Origin of the sequence: Chamaesiphon sp. GL140_3_metabinner_50, from assembly GCF_025361915.1 — a bacterium.
GTDB lineage: Bacteria > Cyanobacteriota > Cyanobacteriia > Cyanobacteriales > Chamaesiphonaceae > Chamaesiphon.
In genome coordinates this window covers 1-14,680 of the sequence record NZ_JANYJC010000077.1, presented here as the reverse complement: position 1 = coordinate 14,680, position 14,680 = coordinate 1, and the positions used below count along the sequence as shown (strand labels likewise).

15 protein-coding genes and 1 pseudogene are annotated in these 14,680 nt (G+C 46.4%); 5 read left to right on the top strand and 11 right to left on the bottom strand.

The window, feature by feature from the left end; all coding sequences use genetic code 11:
* Positions 1 to 131: pseudogene (locus Q0R35_RS03875) on the bottom strand (branched-chain amino acid ABC transporter permease); the annotation flags it as partial.
* 123 nt (positions 132 to 254) lie between these two features.
* On the opposite strand from Q0R35_RS03875, the gene Q0R35_RS03870 reads away from it, so the two are divergent.
* Both Q0R35_RS03870 and Q0R35_RS03865 read left to right on the top strand, forming a co-directional pair.
* Positions 255 to 986, top strand: coding sequence for an ATP-grasp domain-containing protein (locus Q0R35_RS03870; protein WP_295614653.1), 732 nt, complete (start codon positions 255 to 257; stop codon positions 984 to 986).
* A gap of 171 nt (positions 987 to 1,157) precedes the next feature.
* Entirely contained in the window at positions 1,158 to 2,069 is a 912-nt protein-coding gene (locus Q0R35_RS03865; RefSeq protein WP_295614651.1) for a histone deacetylase, read from the top strand.
* 372 nt (positions 2,070 to 2,441) lie between these two features.
* Here Q0R35_RS03865 and Q0R35_RS03860 read toward each other — a convergent pair whose 3' ends face one another.
* The gene (locus Q0R35_RS03860) at positions 2,442 to 3,443 is read right to left on the bottom strand and encodes an isochorismatase (RefSeq protein WP_295614650.1); all 1,002 of its coding nucleotides are present in this window, start codon (positions 3,441 to 3,443) and stop codon (positions 2,442 to 2,444) included.
* Positions 3,444 to 3,663: 220 nt separating this feature from the next.
* Here Q0R35_RS03860 and Q0R35_RS03855 point away from each other — a divergent pair, with 220 nt between their 5' ends.
* A complete protein-coding gene (locus tag Q0R35_RS03855) occupies positions 3,664 to 4,299 on the top strand; it encodes an HAS-barrel domain-containing protein (RefSeq protein ID WP_295614648.1) in 636 nt (211 codons plus the stop codon).
* A gap of 110 nt (positions 4,300 to 4,409) precedes the next feature.
* Here Q0R35_RS03855 and Q0R35_RS03850 read toward each other — a convergent pair whose 3' ends face one another.
* The 4 genes from Q0R35_RS03850 to Q0R35_RS03835 form a co-directional block, all read right to left on the bottom strand.
* Positions 4,410 to 5,306: an undecaprenyl-diphosphate phosphatase gene (locus Q0R35_RS03850; RefSeq protein WP_295614646.1), complete on the bottom strand. Its 897-nt coding sequence runs from the start codon at positions 5,304 to 5,306 to the stop codon at positions 4,410 to 4,412.
* Positions 5,307 to 5,461: 155 nt separating this feature from the next.
* On the bottom strand, positions 5,462 to 7,177 hold the full coding sequence (locus tag Q0R35_RS03845) for an alkaline phosphatase (protein ID WP_366944817.1): 1,716 nt from the start codon (positions 7,175 to 7,177) through the stop codon (positions 5,462 to 5,464).
* A gap of 446 nt (positions 7,178 to 7,623) precedes the next feature.
* Positions 7,624 to 9,033: a serine/threonine-protein kinase gene (locus Q0R35_RS03840; protein ID WP_295614642.1), complete on the bottom strand. Its 1,410-nt coding sequence runs from the start codon at positions 9,031 to 9,033 to the stop codon at positions 7,624 to 7,626.
* Between the two features lie 192 nt (positions 9,034 to 9,225).
* A complete protein-coding gene (locus Q0R35_RS03835) occupies positions 9,226 to 9,666 on the bottom strand; it encodes an NIF family HAD-type phosphatase (RefSeq protein WP_295614640.1) in 441 nt (146 codons plus the stop codon).
* A gap of 209 nt (positions 9,667 to 9,875) precedes the next feature.
* On the opposite strand from Q0R35_RS03835, the gene Q0R35_RS03830 reads away from it, so the two are divergent.
* On the top strand, positions 9,876 to 10,145 hold the full coding sequence (locus Q0R35_RS03830; RefSeq protein ID WP_295614655.1) for a XisI protein: 270 nt from the start codon (positions 9,876 to 9,878) through the stop codon (positions 10,143 to 10,145).
* Between the two features lie 235 nt (positions 10,146 to 10,380).
* Positions 10,381 to 10,587 carry a hypothetical protein gene (locus Q0R35_RS03825; protein WP_295614638.1) on the top strand — a complete coding sequence of 69 codons (207 nt, stop codon included), beginning with the start codon at positions 10,381 to 10,383 and terminating at the stop codon, positions 10,585 to 10,587.
* Here Q0R35_RS03825 and Q0R35_RS03820 read toward each other — a convergent pair.
* From Q0R35_RS03820 to gcvP, 5 genes are all read right to left on the bottom strand, one after another.
* The gene (locus Q0R35_RS03820; RefSeq protein WP_295614636.1) at positions 10,584 to 10,769 is read right to left on the bottom strand and encodes a hypothetical protein; all 186 of its coding nucleotides are present in this window, start codon (positions 10,767 to 10,769) and stop codon (positions 10,584 to 10,586) included. The genes Q0R35_RS03825 and Q0R35_RS03820 overlap by 4 nt on opposite strands.
* Positions 10,766 to 11,110 (bottom strand): hypothetical protein, encoded by a 345-nt coding sequence (locus Q0R35_RS03815; RefSeq protein WP_295614634.1) that lies wholly within the window; start codon positions 11,108 to 11,110, stop codon positions 10,766 to 10,768. Before Q0R35_RS03815 ends, Q0R35_RS03820 begins: the two co-directional genes overlap by 4 nt.
* Before the next feature lie 154 nt (positions 11,111 to 11,264).
* Positions 11,265 to 11,576 (bottom strand): hypothetical protein, encoded by a 312-nt coding sequence (locus tag Q0R35_RS03810; protein ID WP_295614632.1) that lies wholly within the window; start codon positions 11,574 to 11,576, stop codon positions 11,265 to 11,267.
* Entirely contained in the window at positions 11,576 to 12,085 is a 510-nt protein-coding gene (locus Q0R35_RS03805; RefSeq protein WP_295614630.1) for a DUF4365 domain-containing protein, read from the bottom strand. Before Q0R35_RS03805 ends, Q0R35_RS03810 begins: the two co-directional genes overlap by 1 nt.
* A gap of 144 nt (positions 12,086 to 12,229) precedes the next feature.
* On the bottom strand, positions 12,230 to 14,680 hold a 2,451-nt coding region (gcvP, locus tag Q0R35_RS03800), incomplete at its 5' end, for an aminomethyl-transferring glycine dehydrogenase (protein ID WP_295614628.1).

The window sequence follows — 14,680 nt, the reverse complement described above, 5'->3', positions numbered from 1 at the left end:
GCACCGATCGCCATAAATGCGACATGTCCGAAATTAATCAGCCCCGTTACGCCCCACTGGAGGTTTAAACCCAGACTAAATAGTGCATAAGTAGCAGCAGAAATCGTCAAAAAGACAAAGTAAATGACCATCAGACAAAATTTATGAATTATCGATCGGGTGTGATTAGTCTTAGAATACTATTGCCGCGATCGTTTTACCGCACTTTTCACTCCGATTAAGTCTTTCCCATCTCCCATCTCTCCGCTCCCCCGATGCCTACCTTAATTTTGACACCGCGTTTTACTGAAGATGCTCAAGCCTTGTGGCGGGCGGCGAATCGGCTCGGTTGGAATGTCGAGCGATTGCGGAGTTGGGAGGTTCCAGCGGCATTACGACAGGTGCCCGAACCCGTACTATATTTAGAAGCATTATTCGGGCAAACTCTCGCCGCGCAATTTGGCTTGCGACTGTTGGAGCCAGAGATTGATTGGCTACCTGGTTTACCGGATGAATACCGTCAGCGGCGGGTGATGCTGACGACGTTGGGAGCTTGTCGGGAGTTGGTAGAACCTGCATTTATCAAGCCGCCGAATGATAAGAGTTTTCCCGCGAGGGTTTATACTGGGGCGGAGTTACCGCATGAGTATGATGAAGATACGCCCGTGTTAGTAGCTGATGTGGTGGAATGGGAAACAGAATTTCGCTGCTTTATTCTCGATCGCCAACTTCAGACGATTTCGATCTATCTTAGATCTGGAGAGTTGCAACGCGATCGCGACTTTGCGGCGACAGATGTAGAATTAGCCGCAGCCGCATCTTTTGTCAGCACGATTCTAGCAGACGATCGAGTCAAACTACCGCGATCGGCGGTGGTAGATGTAGGGGTAATTGCCCGACGAGGTTGGGCTGTCGTCGAGCAAAACGCCGATTGGGGTTCTGGAATCTATGGCTGCGATCCGGTGCGGGTGTTAGAGGTGCTACGCCATGCCGCCGTGACAATTTAGCAAGGATAGAGCCGAGTTGGTGTGAATTCTCCTGTCTCCTTTTTAAGGCGGTTGGGGGATGAAGATCTACGCTCCACATCAAACAGTCTCTCCCATCTCCCATCTCCCATCGGCTAGTGAGCGAAGCCGTTGGCGATAGCCTGCCGTAGGTATACTACCCATCTCCCGACTATGTTTCCCGTTATATATTCAGACGACTTTTTACAACACGAGACAGGGGCATTTCATCCCGAAAAACCAGCTCGATTGACAGCAATTAAATCGGCACTGGAACGAACAAAATGGGCAGATCGCCTCGATTGGCGATCTCCCACACCAACGCAGCTAAAATCGCCATTACCTTGGATCGAAGAAATTCACCCTGTCGAATATATCCAATCGGTACGGCAACTCAGTCAGAGTGGTGGCGGACTAATCGATGCCGATACACCCGTTTCTAGTAAAACTTATGAAGTTGCGCTGCTGGCTGTTAATGCGTGGCTGGATGGGGTCGATTTAGCGATCGCCGCCCAACCCTCATTCGTGCTAGCGCGTCCGCCTGGGCACCATGCAGAGCCATCTGGAGGGATGGGATTTTGCATTTTTAGTAATGCGGCGATCGCGGCGACTTATGCATTGGCAAATGGTGTCGATCGAGTCGCGATACTAGACTGGGATGTCCATCATGGCAATGGTACTCAGGCGGTAGTCGCCCAAAATCCTCGGATGGCTTATTGTTCGCTACATGAGTATCCGCACTATCCTGGTAGTGGCGCAGCGGTAGAGCGGGGAGTTCACAAAAATGTGTTAAATTTACCCATGAAAGCTGGCAGTACGATCGCCGATTATCAGCCGTTATTTGAGAATAAAGTAATCCCATTTCTGAAAGATTTTCGCCCAGATTTATTAATTGTCAGTGCTGGCTACGATGCCAATCATGACGATCCACTGGCAAATATTTCGCTGCAACCTCAAGATTTTGGCATCTTTACCGATTACTGTTTGCAAGTCACTCGTAAAATTGTATTTGGTTTAGAAGGTGGTTATGATTTTGATTCGTTGGGTGCCTCGGTAGTGGCAACGATCGATCGGTGTTTGGAATAGGGGATAGTGAGAGGATATTTGAAAAGTATAGCTTGTTAAGCTTAAACCCTAGAAATCCGCCCTAGCCCCCCTTAAAAAGGCAGGGCTGATTCATCCCCTTTGGGAATGAATTTGTCAATATCTCAAGCGATCGATTTTCAGATGAATACGGCTACTTCTTACTAAGAAGTTACCATTTATTCGATCGAAATTAATTGCTTTTTATCTTGACAACCTAAGCCTAGTAAGGAATGAATCAGCCCTGCTTAAAAAGGGGGAAACCAGATTCAAAGTCCCCCTTGAAAAGGGGGATTTAGGGGGATTCAGATCTACGATCGCAGCCAATAAGACTATTCAGAAGGTGTCTAGATAGTGGATAGTAAATAGTGGTAATTACAAAAAATCTCGCTCGGCTGTAGATTTAACAATATTCATCCCCGCATCTGCAAACCGCTGATAAGCAGCCTCAGCTCGATCGGTATAATCGACAACGCTAGGAATTACCACGGGCGAGGTACAATCGGCGAGTAAATATACCTTCCGTGCCAATTGTGGATCGATCGCCTGAATTTCTGTCAATAGATCGTTCACCGTCCATGCAACACAATGACTCTGAGCTTGTCCGGCGATAATTAGCTTATCTGAGTCCAATAATAGCTCGATTAAACTATCGTTTTTACTAGCAATTGTTTCCCCCAATTGGTTTGTAAAAACCTCCGGAGCCAACGCCGAGTAATTTTCTGTCAACGTGCGATCGCCTTTAATCGAAAAGCTCGCCTGACTGGTGCGCGCAATCCCATGAAAAAAGATCGCCTCTTCGATCGCGGGTACCAATGCATGACCGATTCCGCCTAACATGGCATGATACGGCCAAATTAGCAGCGGATATTTACCCCCATCGCTCAACTGCTGGACATAATGCAGCGCGTAAGCTTGAAGCTGTGGCTGCTCCGTTCCAAAATCTGGATTCACGCGCCATTTTCCCGCCGCGACATCCGCAGGCGAGATCGTCGTTACTGCTGGTGTCGGATGTTCGCCATTTTCGTCGATCCAAAAAATCGGATGGAAAATTTGGTGCAGATGATGGGTATCCATCGTAGCGATGATTTGGTCAACTTTACCTAAATTACGATAGATAAACTCACATAATCGGACGCTATCGTCGATCGCCCCCCGTCCGCTGCGTCCGCCGACAAATAGCTCGAAATCTGGCAAACAGAAGGTATTTTGGACATCGATGAGTAACAGCCTAACTTTCCCGTGTCCCGCTGCCGGTCGAAGCTGGTGATGCTGCGCCCATCCTCTAGCCTCGATCGATCTTTGCTGATAGGGTACCCGCCAAATCTCGCCAACGCGATCGGGTTGAAAATGTTGTGGGATGGGTAACTGGCTCATATATGGTAGCTACGATTCTATTAATTATTTCAATTATAGTAATTATTACCATATATGGCAACCAGCCAAGTTACCGAGATGGCTAAAATCGCCCAATCGATCTCCAAATATGCTCCGAACATACGACTCGATCGATTAAAGTGAATACATCAAGAATTTATCTTTAAGATTGAAGATATCTCAAGTTTCGATCGTCGCTCCAAAATATTTTTAATTTTCGATGCGTTTACCATTACCCCAATTTAGCGTTGGTGCCAAAAATCCTCAGCACATTGCCGAGGTAATCGAGACATCTACTTGCGAGTTTCTGGCTCAATGTCTAGAACCCGAAGATCTCAAACTAGCAGTTATGCCCACTTTTGGCAGTATCGTTAAAGCCGCCGATGAGGAAACTGGCAATCAAATTCTTGCAGTGGTTTATCATGCTACCACAGCCCCGATCGATTCCGTCCATCGCGCTCGTGCATTGGGGATGTCGCTAGAAGAGTTACGAGCAGAGCAACCCCAAATTTTTGCCATGCTCAAAACCGAATTTAAAGCCGCAATTATCGGCTTTGAAGATGAGCAGGGGCAAATGTATCAATATTTACCGCCACGCCCGCCCCAAATCCATCAGGGGGTGTATCAGTGCGATAAGGAAGAGATTATTCGATTTAGCGAACAGTTAGAATTTTTGCGGACGCTGTTACAGGTGCAAGGCGCGCCAGTGGAGGCTTTGACAGCCGCTACCATCCGCGAAATTCATCACCTTCGAGCTAGAGATAGATCGTGGTTAGTCACCGCAGGGCGCACTGTCAGTCTCATTCTCAAGGATGATTATGACAGGTTGCGCTATGTCTTATCACAAATTCGGTAGGTGTTAGGTATGAGGTGTTAGGTTTTAGGTGTTAGGTTTTAGGCGTTGGAACTGCGTCCCAGATTTTAAGTAATTGAACTCATTACTCATTACTCATTTTTGCCTTAATTCTAACCTTTCCAACCAGTAGCCAGCGCGATGAGAATCGATGCGCCAAAAGCGTAACGGTACCAGACAAATATCATCGTATCTTTTTTCTTGAGATAGTCGAGTAGGAATGCGATCGAAATATATGAGAAAATAAATGTAGAAATTGTGCCGACTGCTAAGAATAGAATGGGTAATTCATTACCTTTAAATATTTTTACAGCTTTAAATAAAGTGGCGGCTGTTAAGGTTGGTATGCCGACTAAAAATGAAAATCTAGCGGCTGTTTCGCGATCTAAACCGAGAAATAAACCCGCAGTAAGTGTCGAACCAGAACGCGAAGCACCAGGAAGTAAAGCAATCGCTTGGGCTAAACCTACCAAGAAACCATCTTTAATTTCTAATTTGTCGAATCCCCGTTGACGAGAACTAAACCGTTCGGCAGCAAATAGTAAGGTTGCCATGACAATTGACATAATTGCAATAATCTGTGCGCTGTCGGGGAGAATATCTTTACCCAAATAACCGAGAATTAATGCGGGTAAAGTACCGACGGCAATTCCCGCTAATATTTTGACTTCCAAAGCTTGCCAATCTTGCTTGGCAATTCCCGTTATCCCACCAGTAACCACGGTGCTAATATCTTTCCAGAAGTAAATAAATACGGCAACGACACTACCAAATTGAATCGCATCGGCATAATCTTTCTGACCTAACTGTTGCCAACCTAGAGCTTTAGTCGTTACTAATAGGTGAGCGGTACTGCTAATTGGTAAAAACTCCGTAACTCCTTGAACCAATCCTAAAAATAGAGCTTGCAAAATATTACCATCAGCGACAACCGGGGCAGCATTAACAATTGCGGGTTTTGCCTCGACCGGAATTACCATCAATCCCACTGAGATGGCTCCTAAAAGCATGATAAGAGAAAATTTAGTCTTCGATCGCATAGTTATAAATTGTTATTTTATCTGACTGACAGATCCCCGACTTCTCAGAGAAGTCGGGGATCTAAGAGAGAATTTAAGATTGCTGCAAATTAGTTTTATCCATTCCTTTGGCTATGAATGTTTAATTATTTAATAGAGCGATTGACTGGAGTTTTGACGGCGGCTAATTGAGTTTGATAGATATGAATTTGGTCTGTTAGGCCGGGAATACCAGGAACATCATTATCGTACAGTTTAAAGCCTCGTCCGATCGATTTAGTCAGCACATTGGCAGCATAACCTTGATAATATACTGGGACGGGGCGGTTGCTATGATTGCCCCACCCATATTTACCCGTTTCTGACAACTCTTTACCCGCTGCATCTTTGACGACTACTGGCTGCGAACCCCAATAATGTCCGGCTTCGGTGGCTGTATTTATCGCAGTTAGTCGTTCGGCACCTTGACGGCGCAGTAGAGCCGGAAAATCATCATTAAGTGTAAAATAATGGTCGTGGTCGGCAGTAACTATGAGTTGATTGCGTTCCCAGCCGCCATGCGCTTTAATCCAATCAATCACCATACCGACAGTGCGATCGAAATCAAGCGTGGTACCGATGAGATTATCTAAATTATTATCGTGAGCCGCCCAATCGATATCGCCACCTTCGACCATCAACCAGAAGCCTTCAGGATCTTTGCCCAACACGTTTAAGGCGGCGGTAGTTAGTTCGTTGAGGGTGGGGTTTTCATTCCGTTCGCGACGGGTAAATTGTGCGTCGGTTTCATTCTTACTCAAAGGGCGGGTGGTATCTGGCTGCAAACCGCGCGTGCTATGAACCTTACCCAGATCGAAACCTGTCGTACTATAGTCGCCATTTGCCGAACTAACCGGGAGATTGCCAGCTTGTCCCCGTGCACCATAAATACCCAGCAACCGCTGTCCCCGATTCGGGTCGATGCTGGCGGCGGTTTGTGCTAACTTTTGAGCCGCATTCGCACCGCGTTCGAGGAAGGTGTATTTGTAGATATTACTGTTAGGTTTGGTGCTGAGTTCCCGATAGGTGGCTTCGCTAATATAAGTGTGTACTGGCTCGATGCCTGTGGGTAGCGGTTCTTTCACATTCGATAGCGGATGTCCGCCGCCAAGCAGAACGGTGGGTTGATAGATGCGGAGTTGCTGCTGGAGAATATTATCGAGCGGTGTGGCTCCTGGCGCATTAATGTCGTATTTGTTGCGCCGATTGACATTAGCAGAAGCGGCTCCCGGCGTAGCATGATCGATGGGGACTGAGGTAACTAAGCCTGTTGATTTACCCTCAATTGCGGCGGTTTTCAAGATGGTTGTCAGGGGGCGTTCGTAAATGTCTACCGCGATCGCGTTATTATAGCTTTTTACGCCCGTGTAGAGGGTGGTCGCAGTATTGGCAGAGTCGGGATAGCTGGCTTTAATATACTCGCGATCGGTACCCAGAGTCCACGGGTTTGCGCCACCTTTAATCGGGTCGTAACCGACTAAGTTTCCTGTTGCTGGGTTGGCTGAATCTGGGCTATTCTTGCCGTGTTGACCGGGATTAAATTTCGGGTCGAATTTGAAGTTAGGACGGACGACGCTAGCTCCAGTCAGCTTCTGGGAGTCATCTAGGGCACTATTATTGCTGCTATATTTACCATCGCTACCCGCAACGGTGGTGCCGTAGGTAGTACTCAGCGCATAGCCCTGGAGCGTTTGCATATTGAGCCTAGTGCCGCGTCCTTGGGCATAAAAATCTTTGAGGGTTTTACCAGAATTACCGCCATTAATCCCCTTTTGAATCGCCGCTGCTCTGGCAATTTCCCAACCCATCCCATCCCCAATCATCAGAATTGTATTGCGTTGCTGATTACTAGGTATCCTCGCTAAAACCGGGTTGATATTCACCGCAATAAATAATCCGATCGCACCTAAAATTAACCACTGGGACGTTATCCGCCGGAATCGTTTGAACATTTGTGTAAAAGGGGGGAGGGGAGAGTGGGGCTGCCGTGAATACATAAGTCTGTTGGACTTCGTTTTGAGATCCCAATCCCCCAACCCCCTTTCCAAGGGGGCTTTGAAAGTCCCCCTTGGAAAGGGGGATTAGGGGGATTTTCACCAATTTCGCATGTTTCTAGAGATGTGTATACACGCTAGAGGAGTGGGGCTTTCCCTAAATAAAGCACCTGTTCGAGACAGCAGGGAGTGTGAAAATAGACTCATTTATTCTAGAGCCTGTTTCCATAGACTCGATCGGTTAACCTGGAGATTAAGCCCCAAGCGGTTATTGGTTAATTCTGAGTTTTCAAGATTTCGACGGCGAGATCTTGCCATTCTTGCCGCAGCTTATTATCTTCCGCCTTACTGGTGAGCGATCGACCGTTTAATTCTGGGTGCTTAGTATAAAAAGCCCGATCGACCTGCCGATAAAATTTAGCGGCGGGAATGTTGCGCTGTTTTAATTGTTGAGCCAAATCTTGCTGGCGTTGCTGCACCGATGGTGTCGATTTGAAGGGATTGGGAATCGAGTTGACAACGCCTGCTGTGGCGGTATCGACCTGGGTTTTGACCATTTTCACCGGGTCGATCGCCTGCACCCATTTTACGGCACCGCTGACGACCGCACAGACAATAAACACCCCAGACATCATCTTAGTAACTTGCCAAGCAGGTTTTTTCCACTCATTAGGATCTCTGGCAGATAATTCCGTCGGTTGACTGGCAATGGGAGGAGTGCTTCGAGGGCTGATTTCGATCGTTTTGAGCTGCGATATTTTATTACTGCGAACCAATGGAGTGGAATTAGTCAGTAATTGCGTGGGTATGGCTGAAAATGCGTTATAATTAAAATTATCGGCGGATAGCAATGTTAAGACTTCGGCTGCTGACTGATACCGATCCTGCGGATTGTGCTGTAATAATCGATCGATTATCGTGCCAAATTGGGGACTCAGTTGAATATATTTACGCCATTCCCAAGTCGCCTCAGCAGGATTATAAATCGTACTAGCATCTCTACCCGTCAGTAAAGTCAAAGCCGTCGCCCCGATCGCATACAAATCGCTGGCTGGAGACACCTTACCGCGCAACATTTGTTCGTCTGGCGCGTAACCTTGCTTGCCGATCCGCGTGGCAATTTTGGCATTACTATAACGAGAAACTAAAGTAACGGCAATCTCTTTAACACTCCCAAAGTCGATCAAAATTGGTAATTTATCCCGATCGCGACAGATAATATTATCGGGAGAAATATCGCGATGAATCACACCGAACCGATGAATATAGTCAACGACTGGTAATAAGTCTCGCAATAGCTGAATAACTTCTGCTTCACTAAATAACTGCTGTCTAGCTAGACGTTGATTTAACAACGTGAGATAAGTCTCACCCTCAATATAATCTTGAACTAATAACAACGATTCCGCACCACCATCATTAACCCGCAGCAATTCCCGAAAAGCCGGAATTTGCAGGTGCTTGAGCTTATATAAAGTTTCCGCTTCCCGCTCGAATAGCTCTTTAGCTTTAATTAATTCCGTTTGAATTTGAGGCGCAAATTCCTTGAGTACACATTTCTCGCCAAATTTATTAAGATCGTTGGCTAAATAACTCCGTCCAAATCCACCGCGTCCGAGTTCGCGGACGATCTCATAACGATTGCTGAGAATATTACCAGGAGCGAGTAAGGATGACTCTAGCATAGAAGGAATGAGTAAGAGGATCGCACTCGGCTAAAAATCCGCCGCCGGAACTGGGCAAAACACTCCCACTTTCGATGTTATCAAAGATTATACCATTCTCCTGAATCGGCAAGAGCGGGCACGATCGTCGTCTTTATTTCCCTCTACCTCGTCCCCCCGACAAACTAGAGAGCGATTGTCAATAGCTAACTTTTAACTATCCGTTCGTTGACGGAGCCGTTCGATCGTCGCATCGAGTTCGCGATCGTCATTAGGATACGGATATTCATAACTCGAAATACCCAGCCACCGATCTTTTTGGTCTGGATGAATATATTCAATCCGATCGTCTATTAAGATGGTACGATTGATAATTGCTTGGGGAATAAATGATAAATCTTTATATGTACCACTCCAATTAATATATTCTAAATCGACAAACCAATCTGGAACATCCCCCGCTTCGGCTAACGTTCTGGCTATCGCTCGAAAGCGGACTTCATTAACAGCAGTGAAGATGACCGATCGATCGAAATTTTGGTAACAATATTCTAAGAATGTAAATAATCCAGGTCTAGGAAATTGACTGACAGCATTAGAAATCAAGGTTCCTTCTAAATCTAGTGCGATCGTCACTTGTTTTTGTTTACTCAATTAACACCCCCAATTTTAAAACATCACTCGATCTACCGCTTTATATTATAATGTCAGATCCTCTTCCATCTTCCAAAAAGAGTTTTTGAAAATTTCTGTAGAGCGGTATCAAATTAAACTAATTATTTATGAACCAGTAAGCGAGACGATCGAAAAATGGATAAACTAGCAAAGTATCGTCAAATTGTACAGAATATGCTGCTGTACCGATCGCTAATGGTGATGTCCAAACCCAAATTATCTTCGATCGAGAAAACGATCGTTATCGAGTGATGGATATTGGTTGGACTAACAATCGGCGCGTCTATGATTGTGACTTACATCTAGACATCATCAACGGTAAAATCTGGGTGCAACAGAACATGACTGAGATGCAGATCGGGCAAGCTTTAATAGATAAAGGCGTACCAAAAGAGGATATTGTATTAGGCTTTCAAGCACCCTATGTGCGGGAATACAGCGGCTTTGCGATTACCTAAGGTAGGCTACGCCAACGGTTAACATCGCTACCCTCTTATATAGCGATCGCAGTAAAATAGACTCAAGTGAGTATCGATTACCTCTCGGCGCGGCTAATAAGCCAACGATTTCCATGAAACACACCCGCTACATCACCACCACCATTCAAGCTGGCAATCGCTTAGAGATCGATCTGCCAAATATTCCGATCGGACAAACGATCTCGAAACGAGAGGCTTCGCCAACGAGGTAATCTTGATTATCCCCGATGCGTCAGAATCTAATCCACAATTCATAGATAGACGAGCTTTTCTCAAACTATCGATTCTCGACACGAGAGGCTACGCCAACGAAGAACGCCGCCGCATCTTAGCACAGCAAGCCGAAGCCGCTCTACCTTACTACGAAGAAAACAAAGCAGAATGGGAAGAATGGATTAACTTCGATCTAGCACTATGCTAATTAGCAGGTTGAACTCTCTGTAACAATCTTTCTCGTTTTTGTTGACGTAATTCCGAATCAATTTGAGAGATCGCGTCATCTAAGAACAAATTATATAGTTCTAGCTGGCGGTTGCTTTCCCGCAATCTGTCGAGACAATCTTTTCGAGTTGCTTCACTGGGATAAGGATATTTATCGGTCATGACAAGTTCCAACCTCTTTTAATCTCTTGAATACTGGCATTGGCAGCTTCTAGATTCGCTTGCCCGTTATCGATCGCCTTTGCCCACAAATCTAGCATAGCATTTGCAGCAATCGGCTGTGCTTCCAAAACCCTCAGCAATAGTGTGTTGAGGCGAGAATAAGACTGATTGAGCCTTTCTCTAGCATTTTGTAATTCCTCCAATTCACCAATCGTTCTGGGTGTTTCTCCATACCGCTCGAAAAATATCCACTCTGTCGCGCTAGCTAGTTCGATTGCTTCTGCAAGTTGGCGCAGTAGCTCGAAAGTCATCGTTAAGGTTTCGTTAGATAACTTTGCCATCGATGTTAAAGCAAGTATTTTGAGGACACTCCTGATTATCCCAGCTTTGTTCGCATTATGGAAGCTTGCAACATTGCTCAGAAAAGCACCTCGTGATTTTAATATATACCGAATTGTTGAGGTGTTGTGTTTAACGAAGTAGAACCCAACAATCTTAACCAACAATTTGTGAATGTTGGGTTTCGCTACTGAGTAAATCGATCGTTTCTTGGGTCGATCGATCCTCGATCGCGGCTAACAGATTAACTGCTTTTGATAATAGTCGATCGCTATCTTCAAAATTATTTTGACTCGGCAACACAATTTGAATCGGATACCCGCGATCGTCATTAACACCTTGAAAGACTATTAAGCGCGTGTTGGGATGATCGATTTTTTGCCAACCATGTTGGTGGAGATAATTGACAAAATTATCGATCCGAATAGGATTATCATGCGATCTATCTGAGAGAATTTGTTCTGTCATTACCACTCTCCTGTTTTTACCTTTTCGATTAAATCCAACAAAGATTCTGATGTTAGACGTTGCTGCCGAGGAATTCTAATTCTAACACTTTGACGATTCTCGGTTGGTGCGCCGCTGAGATAGTCCCAATAACAGCTACCCCGCAGTCGCATTTCTTCTTCATTGTATATCAACCACTGAGATGGAGCGGGAGGTAGAGCAAAGAGGATGAGGATACAAGGTACCGCCATCCTAAAATTGCGACGTAGAACTAAATCGTTGTAAGTTTTTGCCTCCAGATCGTAAATAACCGTGTTATCGTCTCGTTGCCATTGGGTTGAAGCTTTTAATTGAAAGCTCAGGGAGAAACCTGATTCTACCCGTCTCTTATCGCGAATAGTTATTTCATCAAAGTTGCCATCTACGCCATAATCATATTCTCGGACGGAAAGGTTTAATCCTGCTTTACCTGCTAATGCCCGAACATAGGCTCTACTTAAAGATTCAATAATATGTTGTTCAGTTAGCACGAGATTGTAAATAATTTAGCCGATCGAGAGTATGACAAGACCATAATCTATATTACGTTCAAATTAAAATCTGCAGCCAAAAGGTTTACGTCGATTCCCGATCGAAAATCCCCTCCTCTGCGCAGAGGAGGGGATTTCATGCGATTATTCCTGGCTGTAGGCATCCATTGGCAGGCAAGAACAGATCAAATTCCTGTCCCCGTACGCCTGATCGATTCGACCTACGGCTGGCCAGAACTTGTAATCCTGTAACCCAGCCACAGGGAACACCGCTTGCTCGCGACTGTAGGGACGATCCCAATTAGGATCGACTAAATCGACGATCGTGTGTGGGGCATTTTTGAGGGCGTTGTTTTGTTTGTCTACGTTGCCAATTTCGATTTCGCGGATTTCTTCGCGGATGGCGATCATCGCATCGCAAAACCTGTCTAGTTCCACTAATGATTCGCTTTCGGTGGGTTCTACCATTACCGTTCCGGCGACTGGCCAGGAGACGGTGGGAGGATGGAAACCATAGTCGATCAGGCGTTTGGCGATGTCGTCTACTTCGATTTCGGCGGATTTTTTGAACTCGCGTAGGTCGAGGATGCACTCGTGGGCGACGAAGCCGTTGGTGCCTTTGTAAAGGACGGCGTAGTGATTTTCTAACCGTTTGGCAATGTAGTTGGCACTGAGGATGGCAACTTCGGTAGCTAATTTCAGACCCGCTCCGCCCATGAGAGCGATGTAGACCCAGGAAATCGGTAAAATGCTCGCGCTACTCCAAGGGGCGGCGGAGACTGCGCCGATGCCCTGTTTGCCACCCATTGGGATGACTTTGTGGGTGGGGAGATAGGGGGCTAAATGTGCCATTACGCCGATCGGCCCCATGCCTGGGCCGCCACCACCGTGGGGGATACAGAAGGTTTTGTGGAGGTTGAGGTGACAGACATCGGTACCGAAGTCGCCGGGGCGACATAAGCCAACTTGAGCGTTGAGGTTGGCACCATCCATGTAGACTTGTCCGCCGTATTCGTGGACGATCGCGCAAATCTCGACGATCGCTTCTTCAAATACGCCGTGGGTGGAGGGATATGTCACCATTAAGGCGGCTAGTTTGTCCGCATGTTTGGTGGCTTTGGCGCGGAGGTCTTCTACATCGATGTTGCCGTCGTTGTCACACGCGATCGGGACTACCTGCATTCCTGCCATCACTGCGCTGGCGGGGTTGGTACCGTGAGCGGATTGAGGGATGAGGCAGACGTTGCGATCGACATCGCCGCGCTGTTGGTGATATTCGCGGATGACGAGTAATCCGGCATATTCGCCTTGGGAACCCGCATTGGGTTGAAGGGAGATTGCGTCAAAGCCCGTAATTTCGGCTAACCAGCGTTCGAGGTCGTTAAATAAGACTTGATACCCTTGCGCCTGTTCGACGGGTGCGAAGGGGTGAATTTGCCCGAATTCTGCCCAGGTTACGGGTACCATCTCGGAGGTGGACTTCAGTTTCATTGTGCAGGAACCGAGGGGAATCATTCCATGCGTGAGGGATAAATCTTTGGATTGCAAGCGGGTGATGTAACGCAGTAGCTCGGTTTCAGAGTGATAATTTTTAAAAACCGGGTGAGTGAGGTACTCGGAGGTGCGGGCTAAGGTGGAAGTGTGGATGCTGGAAGTGGGGTTATTAGTCTCGATTTCGGAGTATGTGAAATCGAGTGCTTTGTCGCCAGCAAAAATTCGCCATAAGTCGATCGCATCCGCAGGGGTAGTGGTTTCGTCGATCGAGATGCCGACGTGATTAGAGTCGATCGATCTCAGGTTAATTTGTTGAGATTTTGCGCGTTCTAATATCTCCGCAGCGTTACCAGTTACGTTTACTTGAAGGGTATCGAAATATGGTGCATCGCCGATCGAGTAACCGAGTTTAGTCAAGCCAGTAGCGAGAGTGGTAGTCAGATTATGAATGCGGGTGGCGATCGATTTCAAGCCTTCGGCACCATGATAAACCGCATACATGCCTGCCATAATTGCCAGCAGGACTTGGGCGGTACAAATATTACTGGTGGCTTTATCGCGGCGGATATGTTGTTCGCGGGTTTGGAGCGATAACCGCAGAGCAACTTTACCGCGTTTATCTTTAGATACGCCGACTAACCGACCGGGAATTTGCCGCTTGTAAGCATCTTTGGTTGCAAAGTAAGCAGCATGAGGGCCACCATAACCTAATGGTATCCCGAAACGTTGCGTATTGCCGACGACAATATCGGCACCGAATTCGCCTGGTGGTTTTAGTAGGGTGAGGCTGAGTAAGTCGGCGGCGACGGTAACAATTGCCCCTGCTTTATGTGCCCGATCGATTACTTCCTCATAGTCATAAATAGTCCCATCGGTAGCGGGATATTGTAATAACATCCCAAATATTTCTTGACTGAAATCAATATTTTTGTGGTCGCCGATTACGACTTCAATTCCTAACGGAAGCGCGCGGGTTTTAATTACATCGATCGTTTGTGGATGGCAAGCTTCAGATACCCAAAAAGTATTAAATTTTGTCTTCTGAATGCCATAACTCATGCTCATAGATTCGGCTGCTGCCGTACCTTCATCCAGCAAGGA